Origin of the sequence: Flavivirga spongiicola (genome assembly GCF_030540825.1) — a bacterium.
Classification (GTDB): Bacteria; Bacteroidota; Bacteroidia; order Flavobacteriales; family Flavobacteriaceae; genus Flavivirga; species Flavivirga spongiicola.
In genome coordinates, this window is sequence record NZ_JAUOEO010000001.1 from 169,330 (window position 1) to 190,123 (window position 20,794).

Here is a 20,794-nt window from a genome sequence, read left to right on the forward strand (position 1 = left end):
TAGACAGCCTCTAGTTCAACTTACAATTTTGAGTTCTCTGTCATACTAATTCGCAAAATCGAGTTTTCATACCACGCATTATGCGTAGACTAATAAAATGTAACCGTTAAAAGCTAATGATTTCAATTTAAATGTTTGGAAATATATTGAGAAGGGGGCATTTTAGTTATTATTTTAAATTGTCTGTTAAAATTAGATATATTATTAAATCCGGATTCGTAGCAAACATAAGATATATTATATTTCTTTTCCATTAATAATTTGCAAGCATAACCAATTCTAATTTCATTAAGGTACCTTTTAAATGTTTTTCTGTTAATTCGCTTAAAAAGTCTGCTAAATGATGAAGGATTCATCTTAGCTATATCTGCCACATCTTTTAGTGTAATTTCTTTAGTGAAATTTTTAAAAATATATTCGTAAATCTTATCTAAGTCTTTGCTTTCGGACTTACCAAAGGAATTTACAAAACCAATACTTGACAATAAATGATAATCTTTATGCTTAGCTAATACATTTAAGATATTAATAAGTTTCATTGTTCTATCAAAATCGTTTAGTGTAAAAATTTGCTCTATGTCTTCAATAATATCTGTTCCAATAGCATTAAATTTAATTCCTTGGTTTGCTCTTTCAAAAAGATCTGAAATATGTTTCATCTCGGGGGTATTAAAAAAATCAAATCCTAGAAACTCTTTTTTAAAATGAACTGCTATAGCTTCTGCCCTCAAATTAGATGAAGCATTAAAGTATTCATCATCATTAAGCAACATGTGGGGTAGGTTTTTACCTACCAAAACAACATCTCCTTCTTGAAATTTGTCAATATCATCACCAATAAATCGAGTTCCTGTACTTTTTAATATAATAACCAACTCTAATTCCGGATGATAGTGCCATACCTTTAAAAAATAAGGGTGATTATTTTTTTTTATTGTAAAGGAATTATTCTCTAAACTACTTCGATCTAATAAATGAAGCTTCATCTGTTTTATTATACATGAATTAATGAACTCATCTTGATTTTTTTATTTCCTAAAACCTACCGTAGGCAGGAATGGCCAAAATCCACCCATATTTCGCTACTTTTATTATCCGTAGCGGTGCTATGCCTTTCAAAAAGAGACTTATCTGGACAAATTTTATCTCTTTTTCGGTTAAACACAAAAAATCAAGATGAGTTTAATGCAAATTTAATCTTAAAAATTAAAAATTGGTAGTCTTTTTTGTTAAACTGCAAAAAAAGTATCACATTAAGTTTAATAATTGGTTGAAACTTATTTTTAACCAAATTAATTTAGCACTGTCTAAACAGTCTCGTAATCTGTAAGGAGATAATGTAAAATTTAAAGGAAATTGTTTTAGTGTGTTTTTTTAAAATACAAATCCTTAGTTTTAGATTTAAAATTATTTTGAGTTAGTTTTTAGTTTAAGAGCTGGTAATTACCAGCTCTTAAATGTTTTAAAAGATAACCTTAAAAACGGTCATGACTACAGCATGATCAGAAGGAAATATCATCAGATCTACGGTATACTCATATTTTAAGCAATTATTCCTGTTAGTTTAACCATTATAAACTGTGATCGTTCTCTAAACCTTGAGGATCTACTGGTACTAAGCCACGAATTTCACAAATATGCACAAATAGAATCCCTTAAGGTTGAGGATTATTATACTCAACATGAACACGAATCAGACTTTCAGTCTGCAAAACCCGTCGATAGACAGGAATGTTGGTGAGACCTGCCTAGACAGGCAGGTTCAACTAGCTGTTCTGAATACATTGCTTCTCAGCTTTTCAAAACAGATTTTTCCTGACACGCAATAAGTGTGGACTAATACATGTCATTTCAACTATCTTGCTTGATTAATTCCACATTCTTTATCCTATTAAAATATCTATTTTATCTTTTTTATTTACTACTATTGATTCAAACTTAATATTGAGGTTACTTCCATTAACTATTTTAGAAGATATATCTATGTGTTTATCATTTAATTTTAAGGTAACGTTTTTTACAACATCGCTTTTTATGTTTAAAGAAATAGTTGAAAGTGATAATTTTCCATATGTAATTTCTATTCCATTTTCTTGGGTATTTCCAAGTCGTTTCTGTGAAAAGGTTCCCCAGCCTTCGGCAACTGTAAAAGGTGCTTTAAAATTGTTTGGGGTTAATTTTGGATTAAAGGACAAATACCCTTTTGGCCCGTGGTAATCAAAGCCACATACTGACAAAAACACCCCATAACTTGCCATAGATCGACTATAATGATCACTGCATTCTATTTCGTTAAAAGGGTTTCGAAGTGCAGGGTGGTATCTGTCATGCACTGCTTTCATAGTTGCCAAACCTTCTAAGAGCATGCCTTCACTTATCATATGAGAAGCAACTTGATATTCAAATCCATTCATTGCTTCATCAAAATAACCTCCAGGGCCTAACCATGTTTCAGATTCATCCGGTCGCTTATCCATTCCTGGAACTGCCTTTTCTACACCTCCTTTAGGCCATGTGCACATAATAGTTCCTGCTTCTCCTTTAGTGGCATAAATTCTAACGCCTTTAATGGGTTTATTTTGTTCCTGATACAAAAATGCATCGGGAGCAAAATTATATTTCCATATAGATTTTAGAGCAGATTTACATTCTTCTTCTGGAATTACTCTTTCAGACAAGCCCACTTGCCAGGCAAAACTCTGTCCTAAAACCTGATCTATATGGCACCCATCATTTGTGTTAATTGCCTTTGGATATTTAGGGTCTGGCTTGTGAATAAAGTATTCGCCATTATATAATTCTTTCACCATATTTTCCCTTCCCTTTATTAGTAAAGCGTCACAAGTTTTTGAAAAATCTTTGTCACCAACTTCTAGGGCCATTTCTTTTCCTGATGCTAATGCTCCTAAATACAAAGAGCTTATCCATCCCATTATGCCATACCAAGATGCATCAAGTGTATTGTGTTGACCTCCTTCTAACAAACCGTCTTTGTCCTTATCTTCATTAATTATAAATTGTATAGACTTTTTAATTTTTTCATAGTTTGCTTTTAAGAATCTGTTATCCGCTGACATCTTATGCTCTCTGTACGCTCTCATAATCGTTCCGCAATGTCCGTCATGGGCAACTTGCAATCCATATCCTCCAGCGGTTTCATCTCTATGCCCTAAAGAACCGTCAGCATTTAAACTTCTACCATAATCGATATTTTCTCTCAAGCCCATTTCAATAGATGGAAAAATACGTGCCATTCCCTGTGCATATTGCCATACATGCTGGCAAGTTCCCGGACAACATTCAACTCCTTCCCAACCCCAAAAACGGTCATTATCAAACCATAAAGCTGTGTTTGTTGCCAAGCAGTTTAAGGAAATAAAACTTCTGTCTAATAGCCAATATGGCAAGGTAGAATCGTACCATGTTTTATTCCATAACTTGGTTGTTTCAGAGAGTCTTTTGTAATTAGAAATAACATAGTTGGACACCTCTCGGGCCGATTTGAAATCATTATTATAATGTCGCTTTAAATATTTAATATCTTTTAAAGCCAGCAATTGTCCTGTTTCTTTTTCTTGCTGATTCAAGTGCGGAAAAAACCATGACAAAACAAACGTAACCTCTTTTGTTTCATTAGGTTTTAGGATAAACGATTTTCCTAAAACCCCTATTGATTTTTCACTAAAACCATTCGTTTTTGGTGATGCTATTTCTGTTATGGGTTTCAATGCATCTAAAACCTTTTCTGCGCTATCCACATTTTTAATGAGTAACTTTGCTGTTGATTCTCCATTATTGTCTAATACAGTTAGATTCATAGAACCATAACCGTGTTGTTTTTTCAATGCACTAGTATCTGAATTTACGGTATAATTGATGCTTGCCGAAACTTCATTTATTATCAATTCATTTTTTCGCTTTCCATAAGCATCTGAATCTACAAACGGGCATACTGCATTTTCTAACCATGAAGCCATATCAACTTCAACTTTTTTCTTAGAGGTATTGGTTACCTTATAGTTCATAATGGTAACAGGCAATGCAGAATCTTTCTCTTCCAAGGGGATAAACGGTGAAAAAGCCTCTAATTTTATGCTTACCGGAAAACCTGCTTCTTCATAAGATATTTTTCCAATGGGGTATTCTCCTCTAAATTTAACATCCTTAAAACCCTTAGAATCGAGTGTTTTAGTATAACTCTTCCCTTTGGAGATAACCCGTATAACTGCTCCTTGCTCTACAGGTCTTTTTTCTCTGGTAAAGACTTTATCCGGATCGGCATAATGCCCTCCTAAAGTCATGGCATCAAATCGTTGTCCATGATCTTTTTCTCTACTATATTCCGTTTTAAAAATATGCCATAACCACAATTTTCCGTCTCCACCAAGATACAGTTGTCCACAGGCCATCCCACCAATTGGCATGCCTATATGTTTCAATTGTTCTTTTTTATAAACTTCCGGTTCGCCACGATCATAAAGGGACTTAATCCATTCTGCTGACAATTTTTTATCAGCTGGAATTAAATGCCCATTTTTATCATACATAAACGGTCCCGCAAAAACAGGCATTGTTGGCAATGATAAAGCACCAATACTCAAGGCTGTTGTTTTTATGAAATCTCTTCTTGATTTATTCATAGATGGCGGAGAGCAGCAACCCGTTGCTGGGTCGCATGATTCATTTTGCTGTTCTATGATTTCTTCTTTCTTTACTATTTCTTTAGGTACAGCATCACAGCAACCAGTTGTTGGATCACAATTGGTATCGTTATTTTTTTTAATAGTATTCATTTTTTATTTTTTTAAAAATCAATAATATTCTATCTTCTTTAAAAGAAAACGCCTTCTATTCAATTATTACACCTAGCGTATCTCCGTTTTTAAGAGTTACTTTTTCTAGAGCTATTGATAGCTCGTTACTACCTGATTTGTACTTATTCTTTAGCGTTTTTCCGTTCAATGTAACTTTTACATTTTTAACTATTCTCATGTTATGAGATAGTTTAATATTACTTAAACTTAGTGTTCCATAGCTAACCAAGAGCTCGTTCTCTTGAATGCCTGTGCTTCTTTTCTGCGAAAAAGCTCCCCAGCTTTCGCCTGTAATAAAAGCCGATTTAAAATTTTCGGGAGCCATTTTAGGATCAAAGCCAATCTCCCCTTTTGGACCATGATATGTAAATCCGGAAGCTGCAATAAAAGCACCGTAACTAGACATGGCTCGTGTATAATGGTTACCGTACTCCACTTCATTATATGGATTACGCTTTTTTGGATTATACCGATCATGTATTGCTTTAATCATGGTCATCCCTTCATCTACCAGCCCTTCAGCAATCATATGAGCCGCTGCTTGATAAGTAAAACCCGTCATACTTTCACTAAAATAACCGACTACTAAGTTATCCCATTCTGCAGCTTTAGTTCCTTTTGATTCTAAAGCGCCTCCCTTAGGAAATGTGCACATAATGGTTCCTGCTTCTCCTGGAAGTGCATAAAAACGAACATTTTTAATCGTCACTGTGTCCAGATATTTCCCTACATCTTCCTGATAGTTGTATTTATAAATCGATTTCAAAGCACTTATGGTCTCCTTCTTTGGTAAAATTCTAGGTAAACCTACTTGTAATGCCCAAGATTGTCCTAAAACCTGATCTATGTGACACCCTATATTGGTATTAGGGTTTTCTTTATTTTCTATATCTGGAATATTAATAAAATACTCTCCATCAAATAGCTGAGTGGTTATGTTTTTTTGTCCTAGAGTTGCTATTCTATTACATTTTTTTGCAAATGTTTTATCTCTCATTTCTAAAGCCATGGCCTCTCCTGCTCGCAGAGCAGCATTGTACATACTACTGTGCCAAGCATTTTTTCCATACCACATTTTGTCTAAGGTATTGTATTGAACACCTTCTAAAATACCATCAGGTTTACCCGTTTTTTCAGCATCATGAGCAATCATATATTCAATGCTTTTCTTGATTTTTGGCCAATAAGCTTTTAAATAATCGCTGTTTGAAGATGTTGTATGTTCTCGATATGCTCTTAAAATAGTACCGGCATGACCATCAACCGCATACCCTCTCCCATCATGGCTTCCTATATCACTTAACTCTCCTCTATATTCAATAATACCATTTTCTTTGTACGACAAACCATAATCTATTTGTGTTCTTAATTGACGGGCGAGTCCCGGAAACACGCGACCAAGTGCTTGCTCGTAATGAAATACATGGGTACAAGTACCATGTCCTAAATACACCCCCTCCATGGTGTAAAACCGATCTTCATTATCAGGATCATCGGTAAGATCGTCAAGTCTATAACAAGATGTTGTCGCCAAAGTACTTGTATTAATAAATGTTCTATCTAAAAACCATTTAGGAAGCGATGCATCGTACCACGTTTTATTCCACAATTTTGTAGTTGTAAGATACTTTTCCTGATTGGCTATAATTGTATTAGCCACATCTGATGAGGAGCTAAACTTTTTACTATAATATTGTCTTAAATTGCCTCGGTTTTTTAAATCATGAAATCCACTTTCAGTTCTATGAACATTCGGAAAATACCAGGAAATTATAAACGTTAGTGTTTTTCTTTCTCCTGCTTTAAGTTCCACCTCTTTTCCAATAACGCCTATTAATTTATTTCCAACAGCTGTTTTTGCTATGTTATTTTTAGATCCATTTACCTCGACTAAATTATAAGCTATATCATTTGATGTTTTTGGTGTTCCCCAAGCATTGTTACCTTCTAATAAGGTTAATGCCATATTTCCATAATCCGGTAGATCTTTGTTTTCTACGGTTACACCAGATGATGTTATTAATTGCAGTACGTTTCCAGATTTTTTAATAGTATTAATATGTGTTCCTTTGGTTGAATTTGCTGTTTGGAAGTTTGACATATTTTGTAACCATCCAATCAATTCTACAGACAATTTACTATCTGAATCATTTGTGAGTGTATATTCCATAACAACAGCTGGAAAGTCTGATGATTCATGATCTGTAGGAACAAATGGAGTGTAAGCATTTAATGCAACCGAAACAGGGGAATTTGCATCTCTGTATTTCACTTTACCTATTGGATATTCTCCTTTAAATGTAATATCAGAAAAACCATTATTATTTAGTGGCCTTACCATTGGGGTTATTGTCGATGGTAATAACTTTTTAACTCTTATAGCAAACCCCTGATCAAATTTATTGTCTTGAACCATAGGGTTGATATAAAATTTATCTCCCGGACCACCTGGTTTTATACGTTGAATATTAAAAATATCCCAATACCACAATTGTCCGTCCCCACCTAAATATACTTGGCCTGTGTTGATACCTCCAACTGGCATACCAATATATTTTAATTGATCTCCAGAATATGTTTCCGGTTTGACTTTTTCCGATAAATCTTGAGCAATCCCATTTGTAATTATAAAAAACAAAATCAATTGCAATCCTCTTTTAATCATTTTAATTTAATATTCTATTGTTATACTTTATTTAATATTTTCCCAAATCATTCTAGATACATATAATCCTTTTTTATCCCAGCCTGTATTTGAAATAAACCAGCCTTCATGACCTGCATCAATAATTTCTGCGGCATGTACATTCATTGTAGTTACTAAATTTTCTTTTGGAAAATTCATAGGATCGTCAGACCAATAAACATGAGTTAAATTATATTCTGTCATTGCCAAACAGATAAATAAGTAAAACAGGCCATTTTTATAAATAACTGTTGGGCTTTCTGCATCACCTCCCCAATCTATTTCAAATGGTTGTGTATGTACTATTTTAGGGCCACTCCAATGATCTAAATCTGGGCTTTTACGCACAGCTACACAAGAGCGAAGATCTACTTCACTAAAAGTACGTGTATAATAAAAATAATACTCACCATTATGTTTCATGATATAGGAGTCTCTCGCATGTCCCGGGTCACTAAAAAGGGGGTTGTATTGATGTCGTTCCCAGTTAAACATATCTTTAGAAGTCGCTTTATGCAAGGTTCCCCAAGAAGCATAATGGGGTGCATTAGGCTGTAAGTTACCAGCATTATAGAACATCGTGTATTCATCAGCTTCTTTATAAATATGAGGCGCCCACAGAACACGCTCCACGCCTTCTTTGGTTTTTAATGCATAGTCATGGTCTTGCCATTTCTCTTTAAACAATTCATCTGATGAAACATGGAAAAATTTATTTTCTCCCGTCCACGGATTAATAGGTTTATGACCAATAATACCATAGGCATGCCACTTATTATCCGAGCCTTTAACAAAACTATGATCATTGGTATACCAGGTTGTATCAATTTCTAAACGGGTATCATTGGGGTTAAAAATGTGCTTCCAGTCCCCTACTATTTTTGGAACTTGGACTACTGTATTTTCGTTTGTTTTTTTTACAGTTTCTTCACCTCCTTTAGATTTGCACGAGGTTATTAAAGTCATTCCTACTAAAAAATAAATATATTTTTTTTTCATCTTGCTTATAGATATTGATTGTATGAAAATTTAATTTTTAAACCATAAATAACTATTCAAAAAAGTCCAGTTCAGCTATGGCTGCAGTCTTTTTACCTCCGGCTATAACTTTAGATTCTATTCGAATATATCTGGTTGATACTGGTGCTTTAAAATAATGCCTTCTGGTTACGGGGTCGTTTATTAAATTTCCAAATCCAAACGCTTCAATGGTGTTCCATGTTAAACCGTCCTTACTTCCTTTTATAATACCTTTTTCTATCATCCCTTCGGAATGTTCTCCTTGCGGTGTATAGGCAAAGCCTTTAAGTGTATATTCTTTTCCTAAGTCAATGGTTATATAATGGGATCCTCCTCTGGCTTCTGACTGCCAATAGGTATTCGGGTCTGCATCAAAAACTGCTTCTTTTTCGTGGTCTTCTTTGGAACTATCGGCCCCTATGCTTTTCCATCCCTTTTTTATAATTCCAAAGGTATTGGCCGCTATACTACCCAATTGCTCTTTATTTATTGCTACTGCCTTTACTTCTCCTGAATTTACCAAGAATGGTTCTTTATATAATTTAGATACTTTTGTTGGGTTAGTACCATCTATAGTATACCTGATTTCATAATCTGCTTTTAGCTTGTTCTCAGGATTCTCCCCATGAATCTTCCAATTAAATTCGTGCTTTTTTTGTTGGATGTCCAGCATGCCGTTTACATCTCTGGTTATTGAGAGCTGTGGGGGTCTTGATTTATAGTAATGGGCCGTAATGTTTGATATCGCAGGACTTAAACGCGTTTCTAATATGCGCACTCTGAATTTGCCTGAAGTCACTTCTGGGAAACGAAGGATTCTTTTATAGCCTACATTGGTGGCTGTTGTTATTTCCTGCCATTCATTATTAATCCAAGCATCTACTGCATGTTTTTCAATCCGCTCGCTATGGGTTGTAATGGCTTCCTGCAACGTGATTCTATTTGTTGTAATGGGTTCTTTGGTTTCTATAATAATTTCGTTCTTATCACCATCTAACAGTTCAAAACTGGTTAGGTCTTCATCTAATACTTTTACAGATCCCCTTGCTCCCTTGAATAAATTGGTGCCATATGTTTCTTTGATACGTTCACCTACTTCTTTAAGAATCTTAACATCTACCGGAGAAAAAATCCCTTCTCTGTTTGGAGGAATGTTTAATAATAAAGTGGCATTACCGCCTACCGATCGTTCATAAATATCATAAACATCATCAGTGCTTCTTGTTTTTTGGTCTGTATCATCTCTATAAAACCAACCTTCTCGTATAGATGTATCGGTTTCTGCTTGTTGATAATGCAAAAATTTTGCTTTATACAATTGCTCTCTACTTCCTACATCTTCTATTGTAATATCCGCAAAACTATTCATTTCATGAGGGTTTGTCTGGTAGGGAATGATATTCCATTCGGTATCTCTTGTTGCACCAGATTCGTTACCACACCACCGAACATCTTGTTTTCCAAAAACAACAGCTTCTGGAGCCAGCTTAGAGATTAGTTCTTTCCATGCTAAATAATTGTATTTTTGACCACCTTTTCTCTTTGGATGTGCGCCATCAAACCATACTTCATGGATTGGTCCATATTCTGTTAACAATTCAAACAACTGGTTTAAAAAGTACTCATTGTAATCATCTACATTAAATGTAAAAGTGGTTTTGTTTTCGAAGGGACGACCTTCTACTGGACGTGGAATAACGCGGTCTGAATATGTACTAAGGTTTCCGTATAAACCCTTAGGGTTTTCTATTTGGTATAGGTCTGCAGGTGATAGGTAAACACCTAGTTTTAGTCCATATTTTTTGCACGATTCTGACAGTTCTTTTACTACATCGCCTTTTCCATCTTTAAATGGTGATGACATCACACCATGTTCCGTATAACGTGACTGCCATAGTACAAAACCATCATGGTGCTTTGCGGTTATAATGACCATGGTCATACCTGCTTCAACTATAGATTTACACCACTGATCGGTATCTAAATTTTGAAGATTGAATACTTTAGGGTCTTCCATACCATTTCCCCATTCTTCTCTTGTAAAGGTGTTGGGGCCAAAATGGATAAAAGCGGTAAATTCATTTTTTAGAGCTTCATATTGGTTAGGTGTTGGCACAACATGGGCTGCTTTTAAGGTTATAGAATCCTTAGTATCTGTCTCACTTATTTCTATAGTACTTGCGGATGTGTATAATATTCCTGTCTTTTTATCGCAGGACACAATGACAAACAAAATAATTAGAAGTTGAAATAACTTGTTCATGTTTTTTTAGTGTTATTATTAATTTTTAAAAAATTTAAGTTTGCTATCTGTTATTCAAAAAAGTCCAATTCTGCTATGGCTGCGGTCTTTTTACCTCCGGCTATAACTTTAGATTCTATTCGAATATATCTGGTTGATACTGGTACTTTAAAATAATGTCTCCTAGTTACGGGATCGTTTATTAAATTTCCAAACCCAAACGCTTCAATGGTGCTCCATGTTAATCCGTCCTTACTTCCTTTTATAATACCTTTTTCCACCATACCCTCAGAGTGCTCTTTCTGTGGCGTATATGCGAAGCCCTTAAGTGTATATTCTTTTCCTAAATCGATAGCGATATAATGGGAACTTCCCTTAGCTTCAGACTGCCAGTAGGTATCCGGGTTTGCATCAAAAGCATGTTCTTTGTTATGTTGCTTTTTAGAGCTATCTGTTCCAATACTTTTCCATGATTCTTTAATGATTCCAAACGTATTGGAGGCTATACTTCCTAACTGTTCTTTACTTACAGCTACGGCCTTAATTTCTCCTGAATTCACTAAAAATGGTGCATTAAATAATTTTGAATTTACTGTTGGTTCACTACCATCTGTAGTAAACCTAATTTCATAATCTGAATTTGTTTTTTTTGTTGCATTTTCTCCGTGGACCTTCCAGTTAAATTCATGCTTTTTTTGTTGGATGTTCAGCATGCCGTTTACATCTCTTATTATTGAGAGCTGTGGGGGCCTTGATTTATAGTAATGGGCCGTGACATTTGATATTGCAGGGCTTAAGCGCGATTCTAATATGCGAACTCTAAATTTACTTGATGTCACTTCCGGGAAACGAAGAATTCTTTTATAACCAACATTAGTAGCTGTTACAATTTCCTGCCATGCATCATTAACCCAAGCATCTACTGCATGTTTTTCAATCCGCTCGCTATGGGTTGTAATGGCTTCCTGTAACATGATTCTATTTATTGTAATGGGTTCTTTGGTTTCTATAATAATTTCGTTCTTATCACCATCTAACAGTTCAAAACTAGCTATATCTTTGTCTAAAACTTTTGTAGGCCCACTAGCTCCCTTGAATAAATTGGTGCCATATGTTTCTTTGATACGCTGCCCTACTTCTTTAAGTACCTTAGCATCTACCGGAGAAAAAGCACCTTCTCTGTTTGGAGGTATGTTTAATAAAAAAGTAGTGTTTCCTCCCACTGTTCTTTCATACATATCAAAAACATCATCAGTACTTCGTGCTTTTTGTTTGGTGTCGTCTCTATAGAACCAACCTTCTCTTATAGACGTGTTGGTTTCTGCTTGTTGATAATGTAAATATTTAGCTTTATACAATTGCTTTCTGCTTCCTATGTCTTCTTTAGAGATATCGCCATTTTTATTCACCTGCTCTGCTCTTACATTCCATTCTGTATCTCTTGTTGCTCCAGATTCGTTACCACACCAACGAATGTCTTTTCCTCCAAAAATAACAGCTTCTGGAGCCAGTTTAGAAATTAGCTCTGTCCAAGCTGTATAATTATATTTTTGACCGCCTTTTCTCTTTGGATGCGCGCCATCAAACCATACCTCATGGATAGGCCCATATTCTGTTAACAATTCAAACAACTGATTTAAAAAGTATTCATTATAATCATCTACATTAAATGTAAAAGTGGTTTTGCTTTCAAAGGGACGACCTTCTACCGGACGTGGGATAACGCGGTCTGAATATGTACTAAGGTTTCCGTATAAACCCTTCGGATTTTCTATTTGATAGAGATCGGCCGGAGATAAATAAACACCTAGTTTTAATCCATATTTTTTGCACGATTCTGACAGTTCCTTTACGACATCGCCTTTTCCATCTTTAAAGGGTGATGACATGATACCGTGTTTGGTATAACGTGACTGCCATAATACAAAACCATCATGGTGCTTTGCTGTTATAATAACCATTTTCATTCCGGCATCATTCATCTCTCTACACCATTGATCGGTGTCTAAATTTTGAAGATTGAATATTTTAGGATCTTCCATACCATTTCCCCATTCCATTCTTGTAAAGGTGTTGGGACCAAAATGGATAAAAGCGATAAATTCATTTTTTAGAGCTTCATATTGGTTAGGTGTTGGTACTACATGGGCTGCCTTTAAGATTATAGAATCCTTGGTATCTGTCTCACTTATTTCTATAGTATTTGACGTTGGGTATCGTGCCTCTTTTGTTTTATTACAAGAAACAATTAAAAATAAAACGATTATCAGTTGAATTATTTTATTCACATTTTTAAATTTATACATTATTCATTTTCTAATTTTTAATTAAATATATTCGATACAATGCAAAATCACATTTTCCTGACTTGCCTTTGGTTTTAAAAGTTAAAAAAGCTTCTCCATTAGCTACTTTTATATTTCCCATAAACTGTTGCTCTATGAATTCCGTTTTATCAGAAGAAACATCTACCCATTCAGATATCGGTCTTTGCCTTTGAAAAAGACGTAACTGATTGCTATTTGAAGATTTAAAATAAGACATGTAAAGTTTATAAGTTCCATCTGAAACAGGTAAGTTCAAACTAGTTTTAACAGAGATCCAATCTTCTTCGCTATGAAATAAAAAAACTTCTTTTTCCTTAATTTTTTTATAATTTACAGATACTGGGGCATATGGAAACCCCAGTGATTGTATATTGAAAAAATTCAAATAAACTTCTAACTTTTCTGGTGCATCAAAGCCTTTTGTTGTTTCGAGTGAGGGATTTATAGCATTTAGAACTGGCGTATCACCGTAATAAAAAGCTATTGAAGCATAATCTACCTGCCATTGATTGTTTTCAGGTCCATGTTCTATGGTTAATTCATAATCTTCACTAAAATTAACTTTATCTCCCAAATAAAACCGATAGCCCCCTGTTCTGGCTAAAGGAATAGAATAATCAAGACACCCATGTAAAGGGAGGCTAAAACCATCATCCCAACGATCTGCAACACCGTACCATCCTCCGTTAAAATAATCTTCTGAACCTGTGCCATGCATTCGCATATCACCATCTATTATAGTGACATCATCGCCTTCAAAAAAACCTGTCGTAAATGACGTTTCCTTTTCTATACTTTGGCATAAAAGGATCGTACCAACATGATGCCCCTTACCTTGTTGTTTTATTATATTGTAAGGTCTCCCTTTTTTAGGAATTTCTCTATTCCAGACGGTATATAGTTTTCCTTCTTTTCTAGATTTCCTTTTTTCTTTAGTATAATATAACGTCATTTGAAAACTCAAGCTAGGTTGAAATTCCTTTCCTCTCTTTAAATATTCCAATTCCAATACTGCTCTTTTATCAAAAGGCATTGGTAAATAACAATAGTTTGTTTCTCCATTAGACCCCATAAGCATAGAATTCATAGCACGTTTACCAAAAGCATAACCAAATAAACTAGCCATAGGAACATTAATAGCATACGCTTTATCATCATCCCACGTCGATCTGAATATTAAATCTGTATGCTCTCCTTCTAATTGTGAACCATTATTAAAAGTCATTCCAACAATGCGCCCTCCGTTTTGAATTTCTGCCAGAGAGATCTTTTCTCCAGGGTTTATATAGACTTTCCTTTTAATGACTTCTATTTCCTGTTTTAAATTTGAAACATGCTTTTTAGAATTAGCCCATACATTAGATACCCTTTTAAAAGCTTTTTTTTCTTCTTCTGTCCATGCCATTGAAAATGTAGATATTTTCTTTTTATCATGATATGTTCTATACTGTATTTGGTGAAATTTCAAACCATCTCCTACATAGACAATTTTACAGCTTTTTTTATATGGAATAGGGACATAACTATAATAGCCACCAACTTCATTTCCTACCAAAGGTGCTTTAAATGGAAATACTTTTGATGAAAACAAATCTTCAAATTTCATGCTTATTCTTGGCGTTTTTTCACCATCAAAATAAAATTCAATAATATTTGCTGTAGGAGTTGGAGTCCATATCCGTTGAATAACTCCCGGGCCTTTCAAATCTGCCATGACAAACCTGTTTTCGCCTTCTTTCCTTATAAAAGAATATTTTCCAGAAAATCCATCATCGTTACCTCCGGAAGTATCATAAGATGATACCATAGCTACTTTAGAATTTTGTCTATACATTGGCAACAGGCTAATATCACTTAAATGTTGTAATTCTTCAATTACTATTGTCTCTTTCTTTTGTGCACTTAGACCTGTAGTTAATACTATAAATACAAAAAAGTAGTATATTCTGCTTTTTAAAATTCTAGTATCAAGTTTCATCTTTTTATACTTAATGTTATTTAATATTACTTCCTTTTACTGTATTCTTCACAAAGATGTAGTATCTCCTAGTGTAATCATTTATTTGTCTCTATGAGTTGTTCTTTTCAGATTTGTGCAATTCCTCATAATCTACCAACACCTTTTCTTTAGCTCCTTTATAATCTGGAGCTATATTGTTTTTTCCTCCTGGCTTCATATAGTAAAATGTCGTTGGAGCATAATTAATTGTTGCTTTATTCCAATGCCATAATTCCATGTCGAACTTCAAGCTTTTTGTGAAGGGAAGTGCATTGAGGGTTCTTACTTTTGCATTAACGGTATAACCCGGAGTCATATTACCATCACCAGAAGGCTGAGCGATAAATGGATGTGTAAAAGTTTCTGGTTTGCACCATGCATAATTATAATAATCTTCGGTACCGGTTCCAAAATGAGAGGGGAATGCTTCACCGTCAATATATATTTTCTCATCGCCTTCACCCCACCAACAATGTCTGAATGTACCATCCTCTTTTTCCCAGATTGTTTTTCCTAAAGGTGCATTATCGTTAAACAATGTTAATACATCTCCTACGTAAACACCTTGCCCTGAAAGTGTCACATAGTTTAAATCCTGTATGCCATTGCCCCCATCCATCGATTTATCTGCTTTACCAGTTTCTATACCTGTAAACTGGTGCCATGAGGTGTAGAAATGCATAGATCGATTTGTCCAATCATAGGCATTAAATTGTAAAGAACCATTAATACGAATGGGCACATCTCCTATATTTTTTAATGAAATCTGACAACTTTTCTCAAAGGGCATTATCCATTTTGAAGTGAGATTACCACTGCCCGAAACTTTATTGTATCGGGTTTCGTAAGGTGTAATTTTATATCCGGATCCAAAAAAATCTCCTATAGGTACCCATACCGTCTGTGAATTATCAAACGTACATTTTAATATTGCCGACCTCATCGATTGTCTCGGGTTATCTTCTTGCACCCGCATATTTATTTCATGTATGGCTGCCCCTATATTTTTTTGAGAAATAACAACTTCTGCATCTTTATTCAATGTTATATCAAAACTTTCAAACCCTTTGCTTTGCTTTACCTTGTCAGAAGAACCTCCATTCAATAATAACTGATTTGTTTTTACTATTAAATCCTTGTTATCGGCTATTGATGTTTTAGTAAAACTTTCTATTTCTACATCTTCTATATATGTTCGGTAATCTATATTATAATACAAGACCTCTCCTTTTCCTCTTTCGTCTTTAATAATTAAATCAGATTCATATGTAATTTTACAGGATTGGGCATACGGTATTGGGAAGTACAAATTATGTCCTCGTTCATCAACAGGCGCCAACGGAGATACAGAGCAACTTAACGGATAACCTACAGCTTTATTTTCACCAATAAAACTACGAAGTGTTTGGCTAATTACAGGCTTTTTAACGTCGTCTATATAAATCCGTAAGGTTCCTTGTCCTCTATTTTCACCAATACCTGTCATCCAAAAATGAGTAATAGCACCTGGTTGATCTGTATCAAGCAATACATACTCCGTTCTTCCATTATTCTCTTCTACACTTGTCCACTGATTATTGTCCCAATTAGCAAACCAAAACTTATCGTTAGCTGAAATACTTCGTCTATCGTAACTACTGGCATGTTTAGTTATATACTGCGGTTCAGGAAATTTGGTTAGCTGTTCTCTTGAGGTCATCTCTTTTAATAAAGATGCAACACTTACCACATGAGTAGCTGCTCCTTGACAAGCTGTAAAAAGTGAACTAAAAAATAGAAGTGATATAAAACTAAGCCTTAAGAGTTTCATTTGTTTATAATTATAGTTACCTACTGATACCTTATTTCAATTTATCAAACACCTTTTCTTTAATATGCTTAACTCTTAAGTCTACAGAAGGCAAGGTTGGAAGGTTAGATGATGGTTTGTCTAAATAAAAATAGGCCGTTGCCGATACATCATCAGATCTGTAAAAGTTGGTTGATACCCCATCCGGAAAGTCATCACTTTCTAAAGCCGGTGGATTTTCCATATCCAAGTATCGTTTTGCAGCATCATAACCATCTTTCTCAACATAAGACCATACCGGTGTAATATTGGCACCATTTTTATTCATTTCAATAATTTTTCTTCTTACTGAATTTCCTATTTGTTGAATGGTAACTTTACAATCTTTATGAAAGTAGACAGGGTCGTAGGTATGAAAACGATAAAACGTATAAAGATCACGTTCCTTATTAGAGACTGTACTTCCCTGAATTCTATTGGCATATTCTCCTTGTCCCCAACCAGTCCCAATATAATCTTCGGTTCCAGTACCCGATAACGTCGGATATTTAGTGTCACCATCTAAAAAGATTCTTGCTTCTCCTTCTCCAAACCAGGACCCTTTGTATTTTTCATTACCAATAACGCCTATATTGGTTCCCAAATATCTACCGTTACCTTCTACTTTTGGTAATATTGTATAATCGATGCCTTTGGTTGTTGCCGTATCTCTATTCCAATACGCGTGAAAATACAAAGCGTCGTCTTGTAATTCAGGGACTTCCACCATATTTATTTTATAATAAAACATAATGAATTTATCCGATTCGTTTACAATTTCAACCTTTGCTGCTTTACGAAATGGCATGGGTATGGCACAGTTAAAAGAACGCCCCTCTGGCATTGCAAAAAATTCGTTTTCAAAAGTACTTGTCAACCCTAGACCTATACCAAAAAAATCGAAAAAGGGTGCAGACACTGCTGGTTTTTCTTCTCCATCCCAATACATATTAATGCTTAGTTTTCGTCTATCTTCTTCCGCCCATTGCATGGAATTCGCCGACCATATTTTTGTAATAATTCCAGCACCTTTATAATCTAAAATTACTGTTCTATCACCTGGCCCAATCATTGTAAAAGCATCTCCTTTCGCACCTTTATTAGTTATTCCGCCTTTACCTTTTTCTCCTGTTTTATTTTCTGAACTATACCAACGTGTTTCCACACCTTCCGGTGCAGCTTTATAGTATTCCTGAATGTCTGAAAGTAAAAACGTATCATCTTTTTTTGAGTTATTACAACTCATAAGTAATACGATTACAAAAAATATTAAACTGTTTTTCATTTTATAAGATTTATTTTATTTCTGACTCAGCCACCCCAATTCTGCAAGTGATACTGATTGATGATTAGAATAATGCTGATCTTCAGGTCCACAAGAGGATATGTATGATTTTCCTTTGTAGTTAAATATTTTAGCGGCATGGCCAAATAACGTTGTTACTGCATTATTATAGTAATCAAAATGATCTGGAGTATCAGACACCACCACAATGGTTTCCGTATATCTTCTGTGGGCATACGTAAACAACAAATACCATAATCCATTATGTTTCAACACAGAAGGGGACTCTATTAATGTTGCAAACGTATTGTCATTGATTCCCAAAATGGTTTCTGGTTTATCAAAAGTTTCAAAATCTTTGGTTCTTATTCTTAATACCTGAGATTGTTTTACACCTTCATTTCCTGTAGAAACAATATGTATCCAATATTTTCCATCTGGCCCTTTCATAATATGTGGATCACGGGAGCTAATCCAAAGATCGTCTGGTAATATCGCTTTATATGTGCGTTCCCATTTAATTAAGTCTTTTGACCAAGAGACCTCTAGCCTTCTAATATCATCCATTCTGGTTTCGAGCACCATGGCCCATCGCTTTGATTCTTCATGCCAAATCACAAACGGGGCACCTAAATATTCTGTATCCCTACTTTCATCAAGTGCAAAGGGTAACCTTTTCCAGTTTTTTGTAGCATCATCTGAAGTTAGATGTCCTAAATAAGGGTGATAGCTATATAATTCTTTTCCTTTAGGCGGATAAGGATTATTGATACCGAACCAATGTAATTTGCCATCATGGTCTTCAACAAAACAGTGATCGTTAGTAAACCACTTATTGTCATCGAAATCTTTGGAAGGTTTGGCATCAAATATTTTCTTGCTTTCTCCTTTTATATATGGAATTTCTGCTCTTAATAAAAGTGGCTTTTCTATTGCTACATTTTTATCATCATGTGCTATATTTTTGCATGAAATCATTACTAAAATTATGCATAAAATAATACCATTTTTAAACCTCATAACTCATTATTTTATTAATTTTTATTTTTACTAAGTTCTCCATTTAATAAGCGCCATATACTTAATGGATTATCATTTTTCAAAGCTGCAGGTAATAATATATCAGAGTAATTCTGATAGCATATGGGTCTGGCAAACCTTTTTATTGCGTTGGTGCCAACGGATGTTGATTGCGATGCAGTTGTGGCAGGATATGGACCGCCATGTACCATAGAATGGCATACTTCTACACCAGTTGGATACCCATTAACTACTATTCTACCAACTTTCTTTTCTAGAATATCAAAAAGTCCTTTATAATTCATCAAATCTGCATCCGTACCAAATACGGTAGCCGTAATATGCCCTTCAAGGTTATTAGCTGCTTCAAGTATTTGTCCTTTTGTCTGAGTGTCTACAAAGATACTGGATGGTCCAAAGTTTTCTTCAGCCAGCTCGGGGCTTTTTGAAAAATTTTCTATGGTTGTTCTAAAAATTCTAGCTGCTACACTATTTGGTTCAGTGCTAGATTTTCCTATGGCCAGATCTTCAACACCTTCTTTGGTCAAGGTATTCTGAATACCTTGATCATACATTTTTTTTATACCTCCTGTTAGCATAGATCCAGTAGAAATCGCATTGATTTTTTCACTCAATGTTTCATAAAATTGATTGGTATATTCTGATTTTTGAACAAAAGATAACCCTGGGTTGGTACAAAACTGCCCAACACCTAAAGTAATCGACCCTGCCAAACCTGCTGCAATATCTTCGGTTTTTCCTTCTAAAGCACCGGGTAAAATAAATACTGGGTTTGTGCTTCCCATTTCAGCAAATACCGGAATAGGTTCTGGTCTTGCATTAGCCAGATCAAACAATGCTTTACCGCCTCCAAAAGAGCCTGTAAAGCCTACAGCTTTTATACCTGAGTGTTTTACCAAATGTTCTCCAACAGCATTCGTATTTCCTTGCACTAATTGAAATGTACCTTCAGGCATATCGCATTTTTCTATCGCTTTATAAAAAGCACTAGCAACCATTTCTGATGTTCCCGGATGCGCAGGATGTCCCTTAACCACTACGGTACAGCCAGCAGCCAAAACCGATGCTGTATCGCCTCCTGCTACCGAGAATGCCAAAGGAAAATTACTGGCGCCAAATACGGCTACAGGACCTAATGGAATTAACATATGGCGTATATCAGGTTTTGGAATTGGGCTTCTGTCTGGAATAGCTGTATCAATTCGCGCATCTATCCATGACCCTTCACGAACTACAGAAGCAAATAACTTTAACTGATTTATTGTTCTCCCTCTTTCTCCTTGCAATCGGGCTAATGGCAAAGCCGTTTCTAAGTGACATCTTTCTAATAAAGCATCTCCTAAACTTAAAATTTCATCAGCTACGCAATCTAAAAAATCAGCGATGCTATGCGTACTCTTTTTTCTATATATATCAAAAGCCGCAGTGGCTTTTTTTACTGCGTTATCAATCTCATTAATATTGGCAATTTTAAACTCGCCACCTAACAATTGATTTGTTGAAGGGTTAATGGCTTGAAAATAATTCTCTTTATGCATATTTTTATTGTCTT

11 protein-coding genes are annotated in these 20,794 nt (G+C 34.9%); all 11 read right to left on the minus strand.

What is annotated here, in order from left to right; translation table 11 throughout:
- Positions 1–122: 122 nt before the first annotated feature.
- The gene (locus tag Q4Q47_RS00635) at positions 123–986 is read right to left on the minus strand and encodes an AraC family transcriptional regulator (RefSeq protein ID WP_303304719.1); all 864 of its coding nucleotides are present in this window, start codon (positions 984–986) and stop codon (positions 123–125) included.
- Between the two features lie 897 nt (positions 987–1,883).
- A complete protein-coding gene (locus tag Q4Q47_RS00640; RefSeq protein ID WP_303304720.1) occupies positions 1,884–4,793 on the minus strand; it encodes a GH116 family glycosyl-hydrolase in 2,910 nt (969 codons plus the stop codon).
- A 55-nt stretch (positions 4,794–4,848) separates the two neighbouring features.
- Positions 4,849–7,479 carry a GH116 family glycosyl-hydrolase gene (locus Q4Q47_RS00645; protein ID WP_303304721.1) on the minus strand — a complete coding sequence of 877 codons (2,631 nt, stop codon included), beginning with the start codon at positions 7,477–7,479 and terminating at the stop codon, positions 4,849–4,851.
- 27 nt (positions 7,480–7,506) lie between these two features.
- Positions 7,507–8,499 (minus strand): family 43 glycosylhydrolase, encoded by a 993-nt coding sequence (locus Q4Q47_RS00650; protein WP_303304722.1) that lies wholly within the window; start codon positions 8,497–8,499, stop codon positions 7,507–7,509.
- A 52-nt stretch (positions 8,500–8,551) separates the two neighbouring features.
- Entirely contained in the window at positions 8,552–10,783 is a 2,232-nt protein-coding gene (locus Q4Q47_RS00655) for an alpha-L-fucosidase (RefSeq protein WP_303304723.1), read from the minus strand.
- Between the two features lie 50 nt (positions 10,784–10,833).
- Positions 10,834–13,050 carry an alpha-L-fucosidase gene (locus Q4Q47_RS00660; RefSeq protein WP_303304724.1) on the minus strand — a complete coding sequence of 739 codons (2,217 nt, stop codon included), beginning with the start codon at positions 13,048–13,050 and terminating at the stop codon, positions 10,834–10,836.
- 28 nt (positions 13,051–13,078) lie between these two features.
- Positions 13,079–15,067: a glycoside hydrolase family 172 protein gene (locus Q4Q47_RS00665; RefSeq protein ID WP_303304725.1), complete on the minus strand. Its 1,989-nt coding sequence runs from the start codon at positions 15,065–15,067 to the stop codon at positions 13,079–13,081.
- A gap of 91 nt (positions 15,068–15,158) precedes the next feature.
- Positions 15,159–16,898 (minus strand): glycoside hydrolase family 172 protein, encoded by a 1,740-nt coding sequence (locus Q4Q47_RS00670; protein WP_303304726.1) that lies wholly within the window; start codon positions 16,896–16,898, stop codon positions 15,159–15,161.
- Between the two features lie 31 nt (positions 16,899–16,929).
- Positions 16,930–18,201, minus strand: a complete 1,272-nt coding sequence (locus Q4Q47_RS00675; RefSeq protein ID WP_303304727.1) for a glycoside hydrolase family 172 protein — start codon at positions 18,199–18,201, stop codon at positions 16,930–16,932.
- A 15-nt stretch (positions 18,202–18,216) separates the two neighbouring features.
- On the minus strand, positions 18,217–19,221 hold the full coding sequence (locus tag Q4Q47_RS00680; protein ID WP_303304728.1) for a glycoside hydrolase family protein: 1,005 nt from the start codon (positions 19,219–19,221) through the stop codon (positions 18,217–18,219).
- A gap of 14 nt (positions 19,222–19,235) precedes the next feature.
- Positions 19,236–20,780 carry an aldehyde dehydrogenase (NADP(+)) gene (locus Q4Q47_RS00685; protein WP_303304729.1) on the minus strand — a complete coding sequence of 515 codons (1,545 nt, stop codon included), beginning with the start codon at positions 20,778–20,780 and terminating at the stop codon, positions 19,236–19,238.
- Positions 20,781–20,794 lie beyond the last annotated feature (14 nt).

What these genes read in the sequence shown, in the direction of transcription:
- Q4Q47_RS00635 (WP_303304719.1), bottom strand. Translation starts at nt 986, where the DNA reads ATGAAGCTTCATTTATTAGATCGAAGTAGTTTAGAGAATAATTCCTTT.
- Q4Q47_RS00640 (WP_303304720.1), bottom strand. Translation starts at nt 4,793, where the DNA reads ATGAATACTATTAAAAAAAATAACGATACCAATTGTGATCCAACAACT.
- Q4Q47_RS00645 (WP_303304721.1), bottom strand. Translation starts at nt 7,479, where the DNA reads ATGATTAAAAGAGGATTGCAATTGATTTTGTTTTTTATAATTACAAAT.
- Q4Q47_RS00650 (WP_303304722.1), bottom strand. Translation starts at nt 8,499, where the DNA reads ATGAAAAAAAAATATATTTATTTTTTAGTAGGAATGACTTTAATAACC.
- Q4Q47_RS00655 (WP_303304723.1), bottom strand. Translation starts at nt 10,783, where the DNA reads ATGAACAAGTTATTTCAACTTCTAATTATTTTGTTTGTCATTGTGTCC.
- Q4Q47_RS00665 (WP_303304725.1), bottom strand. Translation starts at nt 15,067, where the DNA reads ATGAAACTTGATACTAGAATTTTAAAAAGCAGAATATACTACTTTTTT.
- Q4Q47_RS00670 (WP_303304726.1), bottom strand. Translation starts at nt 16,898, where the DNA reads ATGAAACTCTTAAGGCTTAGTTTTATATCACTTCTATTTTTTAGTTCA.
- Q4Q47_RS00675 (WP_303304727.1), bottom strand. Translation starts at nt 18,201, where the DNA reads ATGAAAAACAGTTTAATATTTTTTGTAATCGTATTACTTATGAGTTGT.
- Q4Q47_RS00680 (WP_303304728.1), bottom strand. Translation starts at nt 19,221, where the DNA reads ATGAGGTTTAAAAATGGTATTATTTTATGCATAATTTTAGTAATGATT.
- Q4Q47_RS00685 (WP_303304729.1), bottom strand. Translation starts at nt 20,780, where the DNA reads ATGCATAAAGAGAATTATTTTCAAGCCATTAACCCTTCAACAAATCAA.